Source organism: Sphingomonas sp. PvP018 (assembly GCF_017876865.1).
GTDB classification, from domain to species: Bacteria; Pseudomonadota; Alphaproteobacteria; order Sphingomonadales; family Sphingomonadaceae; genus Sphingomonas; species Sphingomonas aerolata.
On the sequence record NZ_JAGIOU010000001.1, the window covers coordinates 3,718,139 to 3,735,307 of the forward strand.

General features: G+C 66.3%; 18 protein-coding genes. 7 read left to right on the forward strand and 11 right to left on the reverse strand.

The genetic code is table 11. The features are described 5' to 3' along the window. Positions 1 to 15 precede the first annotated feature (15 nt). From J3A66_RS16725 to J3A66_RS16740, 4 genes are all read left to right on the forward strand, one after another. On the forward strand, positions 16 to 810 hold the full coding sequence (locus J3A66_RS16725; RefSeq protein WP_031395815.1) for a MotA/TolQ/ExbB proton channel family protein: 795 nt from the start codon (positions 16 to 18) through the stop codon (positions 808 to 810). A 92-nt stretch (positions 811 to 902) separates the two neighbouring features. After that, positions 903 to 1,382, forward strand: coding sequence for a biopolymer transporter ExbD (locus J3A66_RS16730; RefSeq protein WP_031395816.1), 480 nt, complete (start codon positions 903 to 905; stop codon positions 1,380 to 1,382). 39 nt (positions 1,383 to 1,421) lie between these two features. Continuing rightward, positions 1,422 to 1,844: a biopolymer transporter ExbD gene (locus tag J3A66_RS16735; RefSeq protein ID WP_081874365.1), complete on the forward strand. Its 423-nt coding sequence runs from the start codon at positions 1,422 to 1,424 to the stop codon at positions 1,842 to 1,844. Between the two features lie 233 nt (positions 1,845 to 2,077). Then, on the forward strand, positions 2,078 to 2,425 hold the full coding sequence (locus J3A66_RS16740) for a tetratricopeptide repeat protein (protein ID WP_235516361.1): 348 nt from the start codon (positions 2,078 to 2,080) through the stop codon (positions 2,423 to 2,425). A gap of 90 nt (positions 2,426 to 2,515) precedes the next feature. Here the strand turns inward: J3A66_RS16740 and dcd are convergent, their stop codons facing one another. Next, complete coding sequence (gene dcd, locus J3A66_RS16745; protein WP_031395819.1) at positions 2,516 to 3,070, reverse strand: dCTP deaminase; 555 nt, start codon at positions 3,068 to 3,070, stop codon at positions 2,516 to 2,518. Positions 3,071 to 3,189: 119 nt separating this feature from the next. On the opposite strand from dcd, the gene J3A66_RS16750 reads away from it, so the two are divergent. Then, complete coding sequence (locus tag J3A66_RS16750) at positions 3,190 to 4,725, forward strand: porin (protein WP_209570075.1); 1,536 nt, start codon at positions 3,190 to 3,192, stop codon at positions 4,723 to 4,725. 7 nt (positions 4,726 to 4,732) lie between these two features. Here J3A66_RS16750 and J3A66_RS16755 read toward each other — a convergent pair whose 3' ends face one another. Genes J3A66_RS16755 through J3A66_RS16765 form a run of 3 tightly spaced genes read right to left on the reverse strand, consistent with a single transcriptional unit; the run spans position 4,733 to position 6,363 of the window. Beyond that, positions 4,733 to 5,197, reverse strand: a complete 465-nt coding sequence (locus tag J3A66_RS16755; RefSeq protein ID WP_209570077.1) for a cytidine deaminase — start codon at positions 5,195 to 5,197, stop codon at positions 4,733 to 4,735. Next, a complete protein-coding gene (locus J3A66_RS16760) occupies positions 5,194 to 5,871 on the reverse strand; it encodes a GH25 family lysozyme (RefSeq protein WP_209570079.1) in 678 nt (225 codons plus the stop codon). The genes J3A66_RS16755 and J3A66_RS16760 overlap by 4 nt, the downstream gene beginning before the upstream one ends. Positions 5,872 to 5,880: 9 nt before the next feature. Next, entirely contained in the window at positions 5,881 to 6,363 is a 483-nt protein-coding gene (locus tag J3A66_RS16765) for a UPF0262 family protein (RefSeq protein ID WP_031395823.1), read from the reverse strand. 143 nt (positions 6,364 to 6,506) lie between these two features. Between J3A66_RS16765 and J3A66_RS16770 the strand changes: the two genes are divergently transcribed. Next, positions 6,507 to 7,997 carry a replicative DNA helicase gene (locus tag J3A66_RS16770; RefSeq protein ID WP_031395824.1) on the forward strand — a complete coding sequence of 497 codons (1,491 nt, stop codon included), beginning with the start codon at positions 6,507 to 6,509 and terminating at the stop codon, positions 7,995 to 7,997. 41 nt (positions 7,998 to 8,038) lie between these two features. On the opposite strand, the gene J3A66_RS16775 is transcribed toward J3A66_RS16770, so the two are convergent. The 5 genes from J3A66_RS16775 to cobA form a co-directional block, all read right to left on the reverse strand. Further along, entirely contained in the window at positions 8,039 to 8,791 is a 753-nt protein-coding gene (locus tag J3A66_RS16775; RefSeq protein WP_209570081.1) for a phosphoadenylyl-sulfate reductase, read from the reverse strand. Continuing rightward, a complete protein-coding gene (locus J3A66_RS16780; protein ID WP_031395826.1) occupies positions 8,784 to 9,224 on the reverse strand; it encodes a DUF934 domain-containing protein in 441 nt (146 codons plus the stop codon). Before J3A66_RS16780 ends, J3A66_RS16775 begins: the two co-directional genes overlap by 8 nt. Beyond that, on the reverse strand, positions 9,217 to 10,848 hold the full coding sequence (locus tag J3A66_RS16785) for a nitrite/sulfite reductase (RefSeq protein ID WP_209570083.1): 1,632 nt from the start codon (positions 10,846 to 10,848) through the stop codon (positions 9,217 to 9,219). Before J3A66_RS16785 ends, J3A66_RS16780 begins: the two co-directional genes overlap by 8 nt. Before the next feature lie 273 nt (positions 10,849 to 11,121). After that, positions 11,122 to 11,418, reverse strand: coding sequence for a DUF2849 domain-containing protein (locus tag J3A66_RS16790; RefSeq protein ID WP_031395828.1), 297 nt, complete (start codon positions 11,416 to 11,418; stop codon positions 11,122 to 11,124). Continuing rightward, on the reverse strand, positions 11,415 to 12,203 hold the full coding sequence (gene cobA, locus J3A66_RS16795) for a uroporphyrinogen-III C-methyltransferase (RefSeq protein WP_166745967.1): 789 nt from the start codon (positions 12,201 to 12,203) through the stop codon (positions 11,415 to 11,417). Before cobA ends, J3A66_RS16790 begins: the two co-directional genes overlap by 4 nt. A gap of 199 nt (positions 12,204 to 12,402) precedes the next feature. Between cobA and J3A66_RS16800 the strand changes: the two genes are divergently transcribed. Beyond that, positions 12,403 to 14,220 (forward strand): DUF885 domain-containing protein, encoded by a 1,818-nt coding sequence (locus J3A66_RS16800; protein ID WP_209570085.1) that lies wholly within the window; start codon positions 12,403 to 12,405, stop codon positions 14,218 to 14,220. A gap of 63 nt (positions 14,221 to 14,283) precedes the next feature. On the opposite strand, the gene astD is transcribed toward J3A66_RS16800, so the two are convergent. Both astD and J3A66_RS16810 read right to left on the reverse strand, forming a co-directional pair. Next, the gene (astD, locus tag J3A66_RS16805) at positions 14,284 to 15,696 is read right to left on the reverse strand and encodes a succinylglutamate-semialdehyde dehydrogenase (protein WP_031441361.1); all 1,413 of its coding nucleotides are present in this window, start codon (positions 15,694 to 15,696) and stop codon (positions 14,284 to 14,286) included. A 69-nt stretch (positions 15,697 to 15,765) separates the two neighbouring features. Next, positions 15,766 to 17,133 carry a protein adenylyltransferase SelO gene (locus J3A66_RS16810; RefSeq protein ID WP_209570087.1) on the reverse strand — a complete coding sequence of 456 codons (1,368 nt, stop codon included), beginning with the start codon at positions 17,131 to 17,133 and terminating at the stop codon, positions 15,766 to 15,768. Between the last annotated feature and the right edge of the window lie 36 nt (positions 17,134 to 17,169).

The window sequence follows — 17,169 nt, forward strand, 5'->3', positions numbered from 1 at the left end:
GAGGATCATCCGACCATGTTCACCACTATCCTTGCCGCGGCGGCGCCCGCAGCAGCCGAAGCCAACCCGTACGGCCTCGAAGCGGCACTTCGCGAAGGCGGTCTCATCTCCCAGACCGTGTTCGGCATTCTGGTGCTGATGTCGGTGGTTTCGTTCTACATCCTGTTCTCCAAGCTGTTCGAGCAGCAGAAGATCATCGGCCAGGGCAAGCGCGTCCGTCAGGCCTTCTGGTCGTCGAACAGCCTTCGCGAAGGTTCGGCCAAGCTCGAGAAGAACTCGGCCTACAAGCAGATCGTCGACGACGGCCTGGCCGCTCAGGAGCAGCATTCGAAGCTGACCGATCCGGTCGAGGCGCATGACTGGCTGCACGGTTCGCTCGCGCGTTCGGAAGCTGCGATCAACTCGAAGCTGGGTGGCGGTCTCGCCTTCCTCGCAACGGTCGGTTCGGTTTCGCCGTTCATCGGTCTGTTCGGTACGGTTATCGGCATCTACCGCGCACTCGTGAAGATCGGTGCATCGGGTCAGGCATCGATCGACAAGGTCGCAGGGCCGGTCGGTGAAGCACTGATCATGACCGCACTGGGTCTCGTCGTCGCAGTTCCCGCCGTGCTGTCGTACAACTGGCTGCAGCGTCGCAACAAGTCGATCGCAGAGGACCTGTCGGCCTTCTCGAACGACGTGCTCGGCTTCCTGGCATCGAACGGTGCCGTGCGTCCGATCACCGCTTCGGGCGTCAAGCCGGTTGTGGCCAAGCCTGCCACGGCGACCACGACTGCCGGTCAGACCGGTGGCGTGCCGCGCGCTAACTAAGACGCGAGAAAGGCGGGGCTGGTGTTCGCAGCAGCCCCGCTTCCTTCCCGCCGGCGGTGCCGGTGGCGATAAAAGAATAGGATAGTTCGCACATGGCGATGAGTGTTGGTGGCGATTCCACCGAGAAATCGATATCGGACATCAATACGACGCCGCTGGTCGACGTCATGCTCGTGCTCCTGATCATCTTTCTGGTGACGACGACCGTCGCGGTCCAGGCGGTGCAGCTGAAGCTCCCCGAGGTCAAATTTGATCCGACCACGACCAAGCCCGAAAATGTCTCGCTGTCGGTGACGACAAATGGCGATGGCAGCTGTGCTGTGTATTGGAACATGACCCCGGTCACCTCGACCGAGCTGCTCGATCGCGCGGTCGCCAAGCTGAAGACCGAGATCGACCGTCAGGGTGGCGTGAATGCCGCAGGTCTTGAGCTGCCCGAGGCGCATATTCGCGGCGACGTGAACACGCCGTACAAGTGCATCGGCGGCACGATCTACACGATGCAGCGCGCCGGCTTCGCCCGCGTCGGCTTCATCTCCGAGCCGCCCCCCGGCGGCACCACCGAACGCTGACGATCGCTCGGACGTATTTAGGAGTAGTATAGAATGGCAATGGGCGGCGGCAAAGAAGATGACGGGCCGATGATGGAAATGAACATGACGCCGTTGATCGACGTCCTGCTCGTTCTCCTCATCATGTTCATCATCACGATCCCGATCCAGACGCACGCGGTCAAGGTCGACCTTCCGGTCAACAGCAAGAACCCGCCGCAGAACCCGATCGACCCCGAGAAGAACAAGATCTCGATCGACGCATCGGGCACGGTGGCCTGGAACGGGTCGCCGGTCGACGAGGTGACGCTGCGCCAGTATCTGGACCAGACCGCGGGCATGAACCCCGAGCCGGAACTTCACTTCCAGCCGGACCCGCAGGCGCGGTACGAAGTCGTCGATCGCACGCTGGCCGTCGTGAAGCGGTCTTCGATCACGAAGCTCGGCTTCATTGGTAACGAGCAGTATCGCAACGACTTCTAAGTCACGCGACACGATCGATACGATGCCAGGGGCGGTCCGCAAGGGCCGCCCCTTTTGCATGTCCGACGTCCATGACACCGGGGGCGGAAAGAGCGCCGGCATGCCGCGCGCGCACCTCACGGCCTTACCAGGGCGATATCCGTAAAAATGCCATATTGCGCTCCAGTCATCGAAGTGACACAACAGTGTCACAAAAGTGAAACCTTTCGACTCAGAAGGGCGATGGAGACGGGATGATGCGCAAATTCGGCTTTGTAGTTCTTGCCCTTGTCGGCGCGGCAGCACCGGCGCTCGCGGCGGATCAGAATGGCTATCAGGCGATCGTGTCGGGTGATCTGGCCGCGGCCGAACGCCATATCCTGGCGGAACAGGCGGTCTATCCGGGTCGCCCCGAACTGATGCTCAACCTTGCCGCGGTTTACCGGCGGACCGGCCGCGAGGCGGACGCACGGGCGCTGTACAAGCGCGTGCTTGAACGCCGCGACATCGCGATGGACCTGCCGTCGGGTGCGGTGGCCTCGTCGCATGATCTGGCACGGCGCGCGCTCGGCGTGGCCCCGGTGCAGATCGCCACGCGCTAAGCTAAGGCCGTCGCGCTCGCCCGGCGCCGGTCCTGTGGTTCCGGTAGTGAGGCAGAGGCGTCGACCTCGCGCGGTCGACGCCTGAGGCGGTCAGAGCCGGGGCAGGGTGACCCCGCGCTGGCCCATATATTTGCCCGCGCGGTCGGCATAGCTGATCTCGCACGGCTCGTTGCCGCGCAGGAACAGGAACTGGCAGGCGCCCTCGTTCGCGTAGATCTTCGCGGGCAGCGGCGTGGTGTTGGAGAATTCGAGCGTCACATGGCCCTCCCATTCGGGTTCGAGCGGGGTGACGTTGACGATGATTCCGCAGCGCGCATAGGTCGATTTGCCCAGACAGATCACCAGCGTGTCGCGCGGGATGCGGAAATATTCGACCGTCCGCGCCAGCGCAAAGCTGTTCGGCGGGATGATGCACACATCGGTCTTGCGGTCGACGAAGCTGTTCGCATCGAAATTCTTCGGATCGACGATCGCACTGTCGACATTGGTGAAGATCTTGAACTCGTCGGCGACGCGCGCGTCATAGCCATAGGAGGACAGCCCGTAGCTGATACAGCCATCGCGGCGCTGCGCCTCGTGAAATGGCTCGATCATCGCATCGCCCAGCGCGCGTTCGCGGATCCAGCGGTCGGACATGACGGACATGAGACATTCCCCTTTTCGCCGCTGCTTTCGCGCGGATGGTCGATGGCGGCAAGAGCGCGTGCACGCGGAGAGCGTTTTTGCCGTTGCAGCCGGCGTGTCGGGCGGTCATGGGGCGCGGCATGAACCAGATTCGGCAGCCTTTTCCGCGCGGTACGTCCGTCGAGCCACAGCTTCCGGACCATGATGACGAGCGGGACCGCGCCGCGATCCGCGCGCGCCGCGCCAGCCGCCATGCGCGGATTGCGCTGGTAGGATCGATCGCGCTGTCGGGTACGGCGGCGCAGGCGCAGTCGGTGCAGGACCTGCAACGCCAGATCGACGAACTGAAGGCGACGATCGCCGAGCTCAAAGCCGCGCAGAACGGACCGATTGCCCAAACGGCGCCAGTCCCTGCGCCCGTTACCGCGCCGGTCGCGGTTGCAGCAACGCCCGCGCCCGCTCCGAAGCCGGCAACCGCGGTCGCGCCATCGACGCAATTGGCCGCGGCAACGCCCGAGCCGAAGCGCGCCTGGTATGATCGCATCGCGATCCGCGGCTATACGCAGATGCGGTTCAACGAGATCGTGTCGGGCGATCGCACCGCGCCCGACGGCCAGTCGCGGTTGCGGTCGGTGCATGACGGCAGCATCGGCGACAATACCGGCTTTTCGCTCCGCCGCGTCCGGCTGGTCCTGCAGGGCGATCTGACCGACCGGGTGTCCTTCTATCTCCAGCCCGACTTCGCGGTGAACGTCAGCAACCAGTCGGGCGGCGAGCGACGCGAGGGCTTTGCCCAGCTGCGCGACGCCTATGTCGACACGTTCCTCGACGCGGATCGCCGCTTCCGGCTGCGGTTCGGGCAGTCGAAGGTGCCATTCGGCTGGGAGAATATGCAGTCCTCGTCGAATCGCATCACGATCGATCGCAGCGACGGGATCAACAGCGCGGTCCCCGGTGAGCGCGATCTGGGCATCGTCGCCTATTACACGCCCACCGGCGTGCAACGGATCTGGGATCGCCTCGAGGAGGACGGCCAGAAACTGTTCGGCAATTACGGTGCGTTCGCTCTTGGCGTCTATAACGGCCAGGGGATCAGCCGTGCCGAGACCAATGACGGCATGATGACCGTGGCGATGGCGACGTGGCCGTTCGCGCTCGACGGGCTTGGCGGGGCGTTCAGCGGACAGGTGTTGGAGGTCGGCGCGGCGGCCATCCGTAATCGCGTCCAGCCCGAACTGCGCAGCGGCGGGGTCAGCGACACGAGCTTTGCCGATGAGCGGTTCGGGGTCCACGCGATCCTTTATCCGCAGCCCTTCGGGTTTCAGGCGGAGTGGAACTGGGGGCGCGGCCCCGAATATGACGACGTGTCGCAGTCGATTACGACCAAGCGGCTCAACGGCGGCTATGTCCAGGCGATGGCGCGCGTGCGGTCGTCGCCGCTCGGCCCGTTCATGCCCTATGCGCGCCGGCAATATTATCGCGGCGGGTGGAAGGCGCTGCCCAACGCGCCGCGGCTCGAGACCGACGAGTTCGAGCTGGGGATCGAATTCCAGCCGACCCCGCCGATCGAGCTGACCGTCGCCTATGCGCGGATGACGCGGCGCGAGGCCGACGAACGCCGCGAGGGCCGGGCGGAAGGCGATCTGATCCGCACGCAGTTGCAGTTCAACTACTGACCGGGGATCAGCTGATCCCGAGGTCCGCCGGGCCGAACGCATCGGGGAGAAGGTCCGACAGGCGGTAGCTGCGGACCGCGTCGCCCTGCGCCGCGCCGCAATGCACGGGGAGATCGCGCCCGCCCATCTGCGCCGCCTCGTTGATCACCTGGCGGCAGCGGCCGCACGGGCTCACGGGAGCGTTGCCGGTCGCGCGACCTTCTGAGTCCATAGCGCCGCCGATCACGCCGATCGCAACGACGTCACGCAGGCGGCCCCGCGCGCTTGCGGTCGCCAGCGCGACGGTTTCCGCACAGAGCGACAGGCCATAGCTCGCATTCTCGAAATTGGCGCCGGTGATCACGCTGCCGTCGTCGAGCAGCACCGCGGCGCCGACCGCGAATCGCGAATAGGGCGCATGCGCGTGACGCGCGGCGTCGCGCGCCGCGGCGATCAGGCGGGTTGCCTGATCGGTATCGAAACCATCGCTCATCCTGCCACCACGTCCCAATTCACCGGTCCCTCGATTCCCTCGACGCGCCGAAAATTGCTCGCGCGCCACATTCGCCAAGGCCGTGCCGCATAATCGGGCTTGAGCAGATTGGCCATCGCCCAGACCGGCCGCGGCAGCGCCGCCGACAACGCATAGCTGCCCTCGACCGACTTGCCGATCCGCAGCAGGACGGGCTTGCCGGTATGCGTCTCGACCATCGTCACGAAGCGCGTCAGATCGGCGACCAGCGCGGCCTTTTCGGGGCGGGCGACGCAATCATCACGGAACTGCACATCGACGGCGACGGGCAGCGCATCGGCGGCGGCGGGTACGAAGGTATTGAACGCATTGGCCTGTTCGACCGCGGGCTGGCACAACGAATAGATATGCACCGCGCCGCGCCGCAGCCCGGCTTCGGGAAGCGCCGCCCAGTTCGCCTCGAACGCGGGATCGCGGCGATCCTTGCCAGAGGTCGCGACGATATAGGCGAAGTCGACGCCGCGCGCGCGCACCGTTCCCCATTCGACCGGCGCGGGATTTTCGCCAAGGTCGACGCCTTGCAGCGGATAGGTCTCGATCGCGGGATGCCACTGCGTCGCATAGGCCCAGCCGCCAATCGCGATGCCGCCCGTGCCGAACAGCACGGTCGCAAGCTTCAGCAATGTCGTGGCCATCAGCGCTGCTCAGCCACGCAGATGCAGGACGCAGATGAGCGTGAACAAGCGGCGGGCGGTGTCGAAATCGACCTCGATCTTGCCCGACAGTCGGTCCTTGAGCAGCTCGGCGGCCTCGTTGTGGACGCCGCGCCGGGCCATGTCGACGGTTTCGATCTGCGCAGGCGAGGACTGGCGAATCGCCTGGTAATAGCTGTCGCAGATCGCGAAATAGTCCTTGATCGGTCGGCGGAAACGGCCGAGCGCGAGCACCAGTGTCTCAAGATGCGTGTCGTCCTCACGATGGATGTGAATGCCGAGCCGGCCTTCCTCCGTCTCGAGCCTGATGCGGTACGGGCCGGCATAGCCATCGGCATGCTGGCGCTGCGGCGCGAAATAATTGCCCTCGATCAGGTCGAAGATCGCGATCCGGCGTTCCTGCTCGATATCCGCGGAACGCCACGCAATCGTGCGCTCGTCGAGCTGTATGTCGATGATCCGCGGGTCGGCCATGCCATGTGCGATAGCGATGGTCGTAACGCGTGTCACTTGTCGCCTGCACCGGCGGCCGCCGATCGCGGCGGGCTGGTCGACTTATCCCCATCATTCTGGCGCAGTTGGCTTGGAGCGATCGCGTGCAGTGCGTAGAACGCAGTATGGCAACCCTCGCATTCCCCGTCCCCGCCGTGGCCGAACCACAGCAGCTTCCCCGCAACGTCGAGGCCGAAGCCGCGATGCTCGGCGCGATGATGATCGACAACCGGCTCGCCGACGATCTGGTCGACAAGCTCGAACCCACGCATTTCTTCGAACCCGTGCACGGGCGCATCTTCGCCGCGATCAAGACGCTGCGCGGCAACGACATGCTGGTGACGCCGGTCACGCTGCGGCCGATGTTCGACGCGGACGAGGGCATGCGCGAGCTGGGCGGCCCCGCCTATCTGGCCGGCCTCACGGGCAGCGGCGCAGGGCTGATCGGTGCGCGCCAGTTCGCGCAGCAGATCTATGACCTGGCGATGCTGCGTGCGCTCGTCTCGGTCGGCCGCACCCTGGTCGACCGCGCGATGGATACGTCCGAGGAGGTCAATCCGCGCGCGCAGATCGAGCTGGCCGAGGAGGAATTGTTCAAGGTCGCCGCTGATGGCGGCGCGGAGAATTCGGTAAAGACGTTCGCGCAGGCGACGACCGCGGCAGTCAAGATGGCCGAGCGGGCGCTCAACTCGGGCGGCAACCTGTCGGGCGTGACGACGGGGATCGATTCGATCAACGCCAAGATCGGCGGCATGCATCACAGCGATCTCATGATCCTCGCCGGGCGTCCGGGCATGGGCAAGACGTCGCTTGCCACCAACATCGCGTTCAACGCCGCGCGGCGCTGGATGCGCGACATGGCCGACGGGATCGCGCCGAAGGATTCGGTCGGCGCGAAGGTCGCGTTTTTCAGCCTCGAAATGTCCGCGGATCAGCTGGCGACGCGTATTCTCGCCGAGCAGTCGCAGATTTCATCCGAATCGCTCCGCATGGGCAAGATCAGCCGGACCGAGTTCGCGCAGCTCGCGGCCGCGGCAGCCGAGCTCGAGAATCTGCCGCTGTTCATCGACGATACCGGCGGTCTGTCGATCGGCGCGCTGCACACGCGTGTCCGCCGGTTGCAGCGCCGCCACAATAACGAGATCGGGCTGGTGGTGGTCGACTATCTCCAGCTTCTCTCGGGGTCGGGCAAGAGCAAGGATGGCAACCGCGTCCAGGAAATCTCGGAGATTTCGCGCGGGCTGAAAACGCTGGCGAAGGATCTGAACGTGCCGGTGCTGGCACTGTCGCAGCTGAGCCGCGCGGTCGAAAGCCGCGAGGACAAGACGCCGATGCTGTCAGATCTTCGCGAATCGGGGTCGATCGAGCAGGACGCGGACATGGTCTGGTTCGTATACCGCGAGGACTATTACGTCGCGTCGAAGGAGCCCAAGCGCCCGGCCGAAGGCGACAGCGCGAAGATCTTCGAGGATCACGCGTCCTGGGCGGCCGAGATGGAGCGGGTCTACGGTCTTGCCGAGCTGATCATCGCCAAGCAGCGCCACGGTGCGACCGGCAAGGTGCGGATGAAGTTCGACCCGACGATCACGAAGTTCTCGGATCTGGCCGAGTATTGAAACTCTGGTGTCCCTCTCCCCCACGGGGAGAGGGACACGGATCAGATGATCGGGTCGTAACCCCCGGGGGCGTGGATGCCGCATTCGACCTTGTCGAAGCTACGCCACCGGCCCGCGCGCGGATCCTCGCCGGGGGCGACCTTGGTCGTGCAGGGCGCGCAGCCGATCGAGAGATAGCCCTGCGCTTCGAGCGGATGCCGCGGCAGGTCATGCGCGGCGAAATAGGCGTCGAGCCGCGCCTTGTCCCAGTCGGCGAGCGGGTTGATCTTCAACCGGCCCTCATCCTCCTCGAACCGCGGCAGCGCGGTGCGCGTGCCCGACTGGAAGCCCTTGCGCCCCGAGATCCACGCGTCGAACGGCGCGAGCGCGCGGCGGAGCGGCTCGACCTTGCGCAGGTCGCAGCAGCCATCGGGATCATAGGACCAGCGTTCGCCCGCACGATCCTTGATCGCGAGCAGCCGCGGATCGGGTCTGAACACGCGCAGATCGGTGAGCCCGAGCCGTTCGGCCAGCGCATCACGATAGGCGAGGGTCTCGCCGAACATCTTCTGCGTGTTGGTGAAGACCACCGGCACATCGACATCGACCTGCGCGACCATGTGCAGCAGCACCGCAGATTCGGCACCGAAGGACGAAACCGACGCGATCCGCCCAGCGAGTTCGCCGGTCAGCAGCTCGCGCAGCATCTGCGCCGCAGGAACGCCGGCGAACCGGTCCTGCATCGCCTGTGCGTCCGCCCTGGTGAAGGCGGGGGTGACGTCGATCGTGTCGATCCGGCGGAGCGCTTCACCCATGGCGCAGCTTCCAGACCGGCACGGCGCCGTCGGCCGCCTTCTGATAGGGCGTGTCGTAGCGCGCGAGGCTGGCGCGGAGCACGTCGATATCGATCGGGGCCTCGGGTGCGAAGCTGTCGAAGCCGCAGCGGCGCATCAGCGGAATCTGGTCGACGAGCACGTCGCCCGCCGCACGCAGTTCGCCGGTATAACCCGCCTCGCGCAGGATCCGCGCCGCGGAATAGCCGCGGCCGTCGCGATAGCCTGGAAAGCTCACCTCGATCAGCGCGAGCTGGTCGATCTGCGGCAGCAGCGCGCGCGCATCGTCGCCCGCCTCCAGCCGCACCGCGGCGGCGTTGCTCTGGCCGATGAACGAATCGAGCGTCACCGCAGGCTCGTCATGCGGCTCGTCGTCGCGGAAGCGGAGCAGCGTCTGGTCCGGATACTCAACCATAGATCGCCTCCTTGAACGTCTCGAAGCCGACGCGGCGGTAGGTGTCGAGGAAGCGCTCGCCGGGGTCGCGGACCTGGAGATAGCGGTCGGTGACGCGTTCGATCGCGTCGACCACGCCGTCCTCCGAGAAGCCCGGGCCGGTGATCTTGGCGAGGCTCACATCCTCCGCGCCCGATCCGCCGAGCGAGAGCTGGTAATTCTCGGTACCCTTCTTGTCGACGCCGAGGATGCCGATGTGGCCGGCATGATGATGCCCGCAGGCGTTGATGCAGCCGCTGATCTTGAGCTTGAGCTCACCCAGCTCGCGCTGGCGATCGAGACTGCCGAAGCGGGTCGCGATCTTCTGCGCGAGCGGGATCGAGCGCGCATTGGCGAGGCTGCAATAATCGAGGCCGGGGCAGGCGATGATGTCGCTGATCAGGTCAAGATTGGCCTCGGCCAGACCCGCCTCGTTCAGCGTCGACCACACGGCGTGCAGATCGGCCATGCGGACGTGCGGGAGGACGATGTTCTGCGCATGCGTGACGCGCAGTTCGTCGAAGCTGTAGCGCGTGCCGAGATCGGCCATCACGTCGATCTGGTCCGCCGACGCGTCGCCGGGGATGCCGCCGACGGGCTTCAGGCTGATGTTGACGATCGCATAGCCCGGCTGCTTGTGCGCCTTGACGTTCTGGTCGAGCCAGACCGCGAAGTCGGGATCGCTGCGGTCGATCTCGGTGGACGCGTTTTCCTCGAATGCGGGCGCGCCGAAATGGCTCGTGATCCGCTCGAGTTCGGCGCGCGGCGGATCGAGGCCGAGGCCCTTCACCGCGGCGAATTCCTCCTCGACCTGGCGACGATATTCGTCGGGGCCGATCTCGTGCAGCAGGATCTTGATCCGGGCCTTGTAGATATTGTCGCGGCGGCCGTAGCGATTATAGACGCGCAGGCACGCCTCGAGATAGCTCATCAGGTCGTCGGCGGGGACGAAATCGCGGATCTCGTGGCTGATCATCGGCGTGCGGCCCATGCCGCCACCGACATAGATCTTCGCGCCGAGTTCACCGTCGCGGACGTGCAGACCGATGCCGATATCGTGCAGCCGCATCGCCGCGCGATCCTCGTCCGCCGCGATCACGCAGATCTTGAACTTGCGCGGGAGGTAGGTGAATTCGGGGTGGAACGTCGACCACTGGCGGATCAGTTCGGCCCAGGGGCGCGGATCGGCGACCTCGTCCGCGGCGGCGCCGGCGAACTGGTCGGAACTGATGTTGCGGATGCAGTTGCCCGACGTCTGGATGGCATGCATCTCGACCGTCGACAGCTCCTGGAGGATGTCCGGGGTCTGGTCGAGCTGGATCCAGTTGAACTGGATGTTCTGCCGCGTCGTGAAATGCCCGTAGCCGCGATCATATTTGCGCGCGATGTGGCCGAGCATCCGCATCTGCCGTCCGTCGAGCGTGCCATAGGGCACGGCGACGCGCAGCATATAGGCATGCAGCTGGAGATACAGGCCGTTCATCAGGCGCAGCGGCTTGAACTGGTCCTCGGTCAGCTCGCCCGAGAGGCGGCGGCGGACCTGGTCGCGGAACTCGTCGACGCGCTGGTCGACGATGGCCTGGTCGTATTCGTCGTACTTATACATGGGGGGTTCCCGGTAGAATTTGGTTCACGCGGAGCCTGTCCTGAGCGAAGCCGAAGGGAGGCGATGGCGCGAAGAAGATTGGGTTCACGCGGAGGCGCGGAGGCGCGGAGGAGAAAGACGAGGAAGGAACTCCCGCGCCAGCGGGCATCGAATCTGCCTCAATCAGCGAGTGTGAGGGCCGCTGCGCGGCAAGGGAGACACCTCCGCGCCTCCGCGCCTCCGCGCGAACCACCTTCTCACTGCTCTCTTCGCGCCATCGCGCCTTCGCGAGACTCATATCACCCAACTCCCCGCAGCCGGATCGGCCGGTTTGAGCGTAAGGTCGGGCCGCATAGTCGGACCCAAGGCGCGAATGCGGTCCTTGATGTGCGCGGGGCGGGGGCCGTCTGCGGTCGCGGTCGCCTCGATCAGATAGGGGACGTTGACGCGGCGTGCGCCTTCCTCCGCCTGGAGGATCGATTCACCCGCGACGCCGACATCGGCCGCATCCTCGATATGGCGCGACCAGCCATCGCCGGTCCACCAGATCACGTCGCCGGTGGGAAGGTCGTTTCCGGTCAGGAGCTTCATGCGGCGGCCTCTGCAATTCGTGCCCAGCGGGCGAGCTTGTCCTGCGCGTCGGACAGTTCGACGACCTCGCCGACGACGATGATCGCGGGGCTCTTTACCGCCTCGCGCTGCACCATCGGGCCGAGATCGGCGAGCAGGGTCCGCATCGCACGGCTGCCCGATAGCGTGCCGCGCTCGAGCACCGCAACCGGCATGTCGGGCGCGACGCCATCGGCCATCAGCTTGTCGGCGATATCGGTCGCGGTCGCGATCCCCATGTAGATGACGAGCGTACGGCCCTGGCCGGCGAGCCCCGACCAGTCCTGTTCGGTCAGACCCTTGCACTGGCCCGCGACGAAGCTGACCGCGCTCGAATGATCGCGGTGAGTGAGCGGGAGCATCGCCTCGGCCGCGCAACCCAGTGCTGCGGAGACGCCGGGGATCACCTCGACCGGCAGGCCCGCCGCACGTACCGCCTCGACCTCCTCGCCGCCGCGACCGAACACGAACGGATCGCCGCCCTTCAGCCGGACGACGATCGCGCCGGTCTTCACATGCGCGATGATCAGCGCGTTGATCGCCTCCTGCGGCAGCGTGTGGCGCGCGCGCTGCTTGGCGACCGAGATGCGCTGGGCGGCAGGCGGCGCGATGTCGAGCACGCGCGGATCGATCAGCCCGTCATGGACGACGACGTCGGCGATCTTTAGCGCGGCGACCGCACGTACGGTCAGCAGTCCGGGATCGCCGGGCCCCGCCCCGACGAGGATGACGCGCCCGCGGGCACCGGGGTCTAGCAAGCTTACCATGTCAGGAAGATGGGCGCTGGGCGGGCGATTGGCGAGCCCAGCATTATTTGCCCCGGGGCTAGTCCTGCTTTCCCACGCGGCGCGGGTGCCAACGCCGGAAACGTTCGCAGGCCTTGGTCACGGGCTGGTGGCGGCGGAATCCGCGCGATAGGAAGGCGCGACGAACCGGGTAACCCGGACGCGATGGGGAACTTCGATAATGCGCCTGACCTGCCTTGCCGCCATGTTGCTGGCGACCACCTTCATCGGCGCGGTGCCGGTGTCGAGCCAGGCGCTGCCGCCGCCCGCGCCGATCGCCGGCGACGGCCCAGAGGATGCAAAGCTCAAGCAGCTTTTCTATGCAAGCGACGAGCGCGATCTGAAGAACGATCCGCTGCAGGCCATCTTCCGCGGCGACATGCGCTATGCCGATCGCTTCGGCGAATATCTGACCGATGCGCGCACCGCGCAGGACAAGCGCAACGTCGAGCAGGACCTGTCTGCGATCGCCGCGATCGACCGGGCGAAGCTGACGCGGGTCGACCAGATCGCCTATGACGTGTTCCGCAACGGCCGCGAGGTCGCGCTGCGCGGGTTCGCGCCGAACCTGGTCGCGATCGACCGGTTGCTGCCGCTCAGCCATTTCGGCGGGTTCCAGACCTTTTATCCCGATTTCGCGTCGGGCAAGGGCGGCGCGCCGTTCAAGTCGGTCGCGGATTACGAGAATAACCTGCGGCGCAATGCGGGCTATGCCGCGGTCTATGACCGGGCGATCGCGCGGTTCCGCGAGGGGATGGCGAAGGGCGTGACCCAGCCCAAGCTGGTCGTGCGCAACATGATCGGCCAGTTCGACAATCTGATCGCCGAGGGTGTCGAGAAATCGACCTTCTACGCGCCGGTGACGATGTTCCCCGCGTCGATCCCGGCGGCCGACCGCACACGGCTGACCGCGGCCTATGCCAGGCAGGTGCGCGAGGTGATCAATCCCGCGCATGTCCGGATGCGTGACTTCCTCGCGAATGAATATCTCGCCAAGGCGCGCGACACGGTCGGGCTGTCGGCGCTGCCGGGCGGCGCCGCGCTCTATGCGCAGCGGATCGAGGACAGCACGACGCTGCCGCTCGAGCCCGAGGCGGTGCATCAGCTCGGCCTGTCCGAGGTCGCGCGGATCACGCAGGCGATGGAGGCGCAGAAGGCCGCGGTCGGGTTCAAGGGCACGCTCGCCGCCTTCTTCGACCATCTGCGCACCGATCCTCGCTTCCAGCCCAAGTCGGCGGCGGCGGTGCGCGAGGGCTATGAGGAGATCGGCAAACGGGTCAACGCGCGCATCGCGACGCAATTCTCGCTGGTGCCCAAAAGTCCGCTCGAGATCCGCGCGGTGCCCGATTTCCGGGCGAAGACCGATGCGGCGGGGTCGTATCAGCAGGGGACCCCCGACGGCACGCGGCCGGGGATCTTCTACTACAACACCTATGACCTGCCGACGCGGTATCTGTGGGGGATGGAGACGCTCTACCTGCACGAGGCGGTGCCGGGCCATCATTACCAGATCAGCCTCGCGCAGGAGAATGTCGCGCTCCCCGCGTTCATCCGGTTCGGCGGCAACACCGCCTATGTCGAGGGGTGGGCGCTCTATGCCGAGACCTTGTGGAAGGAACTGGGCGTCGAAAGCGATCCCTATCAGCGGATGGGCGGCCTGAACGACGAGATGCTGCGCGCGATGCGGCTGGTCGTCGATACCGGCATCCACGCCAAGGGATGGAGCCGCGACCAGGCGATCGCATACATGCTCGCCAATTCGCCGATGGGGCGGACCGACGCGACCGCCGAGGTCGAGCGGTACATCTCGATTCCCGGGCAGGCGCTGGCGTACAAGATCGGCCAGCTGACGATCCTCAGGATGAAGGCCAAGGCGCAGGCGGCGCAGGGTGCCGCGTTCGATCCGCGCGCGTTCCATGCGCAGGTGCTCGATACGGGCGCACTGCCGATGCCGGTGCTGGAGAAGAAGATCGACGACTGGTTGGGCGGGGCGAAGTAAACCCCATGATCCTCCCCCTGGCGGGGGAGGATTTCAGTTCAGCTTTGGGGGCCGCTACCTGCCTCAGCCGTCGCGAAGGCCGATGCCGATGCTCGCCCTCGCGCTTTCGGATTCGCTGCTGACGACCGGATAGGCGCAATAGTCGGCGGCGTAATAGGCGCTGGGGCGGTGGTTGCCCGACCAGCCGACGCCGCCGAACGGCGCGCCCGACGAGGCGCCGTTGGTGGGCTTGTTCCAGTTGACGATCCCGGCGCGGATATTGGCCCAGAACCGGTCGTAGAGCGCGGGCGTCTGGCTGATCAGCGCGGCGGACAGGCCATAGCGGGTGTTGTTAGCCTCGGCGATCGCGGCGTCGAAATCATCGGTGCGGAAGACCTGCAGGATCGGGCCGAACAGCTCGAGATCGGGGCGCTCCGCCATGTCGGTGACGTCGATCATCGCCGGGCGGAGGAAGGGCAGCGTATCGACCGGGCGTTCGAGATGCCGGATCGGCCGGCCGCCGCGCATCAGCAGCTCGAGAAAGCTCTCGGTCAGCTGGTCCGCCGCCTGATTGTCGATCACCGGGCCCATGAACGGCGCCGGGTTCGCATGCGGCTCGTCGACGATGATCCGCGCGATCATCCGCTCGATCGTGTCGAGCAGCGGCTGGGCGAGCCTTTCCTGGACGATCAGCCGGCGCGCAGCGGTGCAGCGCTGGCCGGCGGTGGTGAAGGCGGACTGGACGACGAGCACCGCCGCGGTGTGCAGGTCGGGCGTGTCCCAGACCATGATCGGGTTGTTGCCACCCATTTCGAGCGCGAGGATCTTCTCGGGCTTCTCGGCAAAGGCGCGGTTGAGCGCGAGGCCGGTCTGGGCCGAACCGGTGAAGAGCAGGCCGTCGATATCGGGATGCGCGGCCAGCGCCTTGCCCTCCGCGGGGCCGCCGACGAGCAACCGGATGCAATCCTCGGGCACACCCGCGGCGCGGTAGCATTCGACGAGGAACGCGCCCGATGCGGGGGTCTTTTCGGACGGTTTGAAGACGACCGCATTGCCGGCGATCAGCGCGGGGACGATGTGGCCATTGGGGAGGTGTGCCGGAAAGTTGTAGGGGCCGAGCACCGCGAGCACGCCGTGCGGCTTGTGGCGCAGCGCGACGCGGCTGTTCATCGGAGCCTCCATCCGGCGCTGCGCGGTGCGTTCGGCATAGGCGCTGACCGAGATGTCGACCTTGGCGATCACCGTCTCGACCTCGCCGCGCGCTTCCCAGATCGGCTTGCCCGTCTCGCGCGCGATCAGGTCGGTGAACGCGTCGTTGCGCTGGCGGACGACATTGGCGAACCGGCGCATCGTCTCGATCCGGAACGCGAGCGGCTTGGAGGCCCAGCCGGCCCAGCCCGAGCGCGCGGTCGCCACTTCGGTATCGACATCCCCGATCGGGTGACGCCACAACAGCGTACCGGTTGCGGGTTCGTAGGAGAGGATCTCATCGGCCATATCGGGCTCTTGCCCCAATTTTAGAAGAGTTTCCACCATCCGCCGCACCGTCGGCCGCGGCACCCGCGATCAGGCGAGCGCCTCGCCCATCGCCCGGATCGCGGCGACCTTCGCGGTAAGACGGCTCCAGTCGTCGGCGTCGGCGATCGGCGCCCAGATCGATTCCACCTCGTCGATCAGCAGGCTGCACGGCGTGCCCGACCAATAGGGATGGCTGCGATCCTTGCGCGCGGCATAGCCGCCGAGCGCGGCGCGGACCTCGTCCCATTCGGGACCGTAGCTTGCGGGCAGCTCGCCGCCGAACGCATCGAAGAAGAACCGGTCGATACCCGTCCCGCTGGTCCGCAGCGCGCGTTCGGTCGCCTGGACGAGCGCGCGGTCACTGTCCGGATCGCGCGGGCGGACGCCCAGCCGCCACAGGATCGCCGCGCCAACCTCCGCCTGATAGCCGGGGCCGAAGCCGTCGAGCGCGGCGATCAGCGGATCGCTCTCGGCGATCGTGCGCAGCGATACCGCGAGTTGCATCACGTCCCAGTGGATCGCTTCGGGCTGGCGACCAAAGGCGTACAGCCCCTGATGATCGAAATAGGCGGCAGTGAAACCCGGGTCCCAGGTCGGCGCGAACCGCCACGGGCCATAGTCGAAGCTTTCGCCGGTGACGTTGATGTTGTCCGAATTGAGCACGCCGTGGACGAAGCCCGCGGCCATGTAGCGCGCCGCGAGCCGCGCGGTCCGTGCGACGACGAGCGCGAGGAGGCGGACCGGATCGTCGCCATTTTCGTCGAACAGGTTGCGCAGCGTATATGCAACAAGCCGGCGCAGGGCATCCTCGTCGCGATGATAGGCAAGGCGCTGGAACGTGCCGATCCGGACATGGCTGTGGCTGAGCCGGACCATGACCGCGGAGCGGGTCGGGCTCGGCTCGTCGCCGCGCTGCAGGTCTTCGCCCGTCTCGATAAGCGAGAGCGTGCGCGAGGTCGGGACGTTCAGCGCCTCGAGCATCTCGGTCGCAAGGATCTCGCGCACGCCGCCTTTCAGCGTGAGCCGGCCATCGCCCGCGCGGCTCCACGGCGTCTGCCCCGACCCCTTGGTGCCGAGATCCATCAGGCGGCCGCGATCGTCGCGCATCTGGGCAAAGGTGAAGCCGCGCCCGTCACCCAGATCGGGATTGTAATTGCGGAACTGATGACCGTGATAGCGCAAGGCGAGCGGCCCGGGCAGCGTGTCCGGCAACGGCGCGAACCGGCCGAAATGGCGGGTCCATTCGTCGTCGTCGAGCGTCGCCAGACCGACCTGCGCGGCGGCGCGATCGTTGCGGAAGCGGAGCTGGGTGCGAGGAAAATCGGCTGCCGCGACCGGATCGAAGAACGGGTCGCCCAGGTCGAGCAACGTGGTTTCGGGGCGATAGGCGGGGAAGGCTTGCGGGTCGATGGGCATGCGGCGATATGGTGGCCGCTACCCGAAGGACGCAAC

Excerpts from the sequence above, each read along its gene's own strand:
- dcd (WP_031395819.1), bottom strand. The coding sequence starts at position 3,070 with ATGTCCGTCATGTCCGACCGCTGGATCCGCGAACGCGCGCTGGGCGAT.
- J3A66_RS16785 (WP_209570083.1), bottom strand. The coding sequence starts at position 10,848 with ATGTATAAGTACGACGAATACGACCAGGCCATCGTCGACCAGCGCGTC.
- J3A66_RS16750 (WP_209570075.1), top strand. The coding sequence starts at position 3,190 with ATGAACCAGATTCGGCAGCCTTTTCCGCGCGGTACGTCCGTCGAGCCA.
- J3A66_RS16760 (WP_209570079.1), bottom strand. The coding sequence starts at position 5,871 with ATGGCCACGACATTGCTGAAGCTTGCGACCGTGCTGTTCGGCACGGGC.
- J3A66_RS16770 (WP_031395824.1), top strand. The coding sequence starts at position 6,507 with ATGGCAACCCTCGCATTCCCCGTCCCCGCCGTGGCCGAACCACAGCAG.
- J3A66_RS16800 (WP_209570085.1), top strand. The coding sequence starts at position 12,403 with ATGCGCCTGACCTGCCTTGCCGCCATGTTGCTGGCGACCACCTTCATC.
- J3A66_RS16810 (WP_209570087.1), bottom strand. The coding sequence starts at position 17,133 with ATGCCCATCGACCCGCAAGCCTTCCCCGCCTATCGCCCCGAAACCACG.
- J3A66_RS16780 (WP_031395826.1), bottom strand. The coding sequence starts at position 9,224 with ATGGTTGAGTATCCGGACCAGACGCTGCTCCGCTTCCGCGACGACGAG.
- J3A66_RS16740 (WP_235516361.1), top strand. The coding sequence starts at position 2,078 with ATGATGCGCAAATTCGGCTTTGTAGTTCTTGCCCTTGTCGGCGCGGCA.
- cobA (WP_166745967.1), bottom strand. The coding sequence starts at position 12,203 with ATGGTAAGCTTGCTAGACCCCGGTGCCCGCGGGCGCGTCATCCTCGTC.
- J3A66_RS16725 (WP_031395815.1), top strand. The coding sequence starts at position 16 with ATGTTCACCACTATCCTTGCCGCGGCGGCGCCCGCAGCAGCCGAAGCC.
- astD (WP_031441361.1), bottom strand. The coding sequence starts at position 15,696 with ATGGCCGATGAGATCCTCTCCTACGAACCCGCAACCGGTACGCTGTTG.
- J3A66_RS16765 (WP_031395823.1), bottom strand. The coding sequence starts at position 6,363 with ATGGCCGACCCGCGGATCATCGACATACAGCTCGACGAGCGCACGATT.
- J3A66_RS16735 (WP_081874365.1), top strand. The coding sequence starts at position 1,422 with ATGGGCGGCGGCAAAGAAGATGACGGGCCGATGATGGAAATGAACATG.
- J3A66_RS16775 (WP_209570081.1), bottom strand. The coding sequence starts at position 8,791 with ATGGGTGAAGCGCTCCGCCGGATCGACACGATCGACGTCACCCCCGCC.
- J3A66_RS16730 (WP_031395816.1), top strand. The coding sequence starts at position 903 with ATGGCGATGAGTGTTGGTGGCGATTCCACCGAGAAATCGATATCGGAC.
- J3A66_RS16790 (WP_031395828.1), bottom strand. The coding sequence starts at position 11,418 with ATGAAGCTCCTGACCGGAAACGACCTTCCCACCGGCGACGTGATCTGG.
- J3A66_RS16755 (WP_209570077.1), bottom strand. The coding sequence starts at position 5,197 with ATGAGCGATGGTTTCGATACCGATCAGGCAACCCGCCTGATCGCCGCG.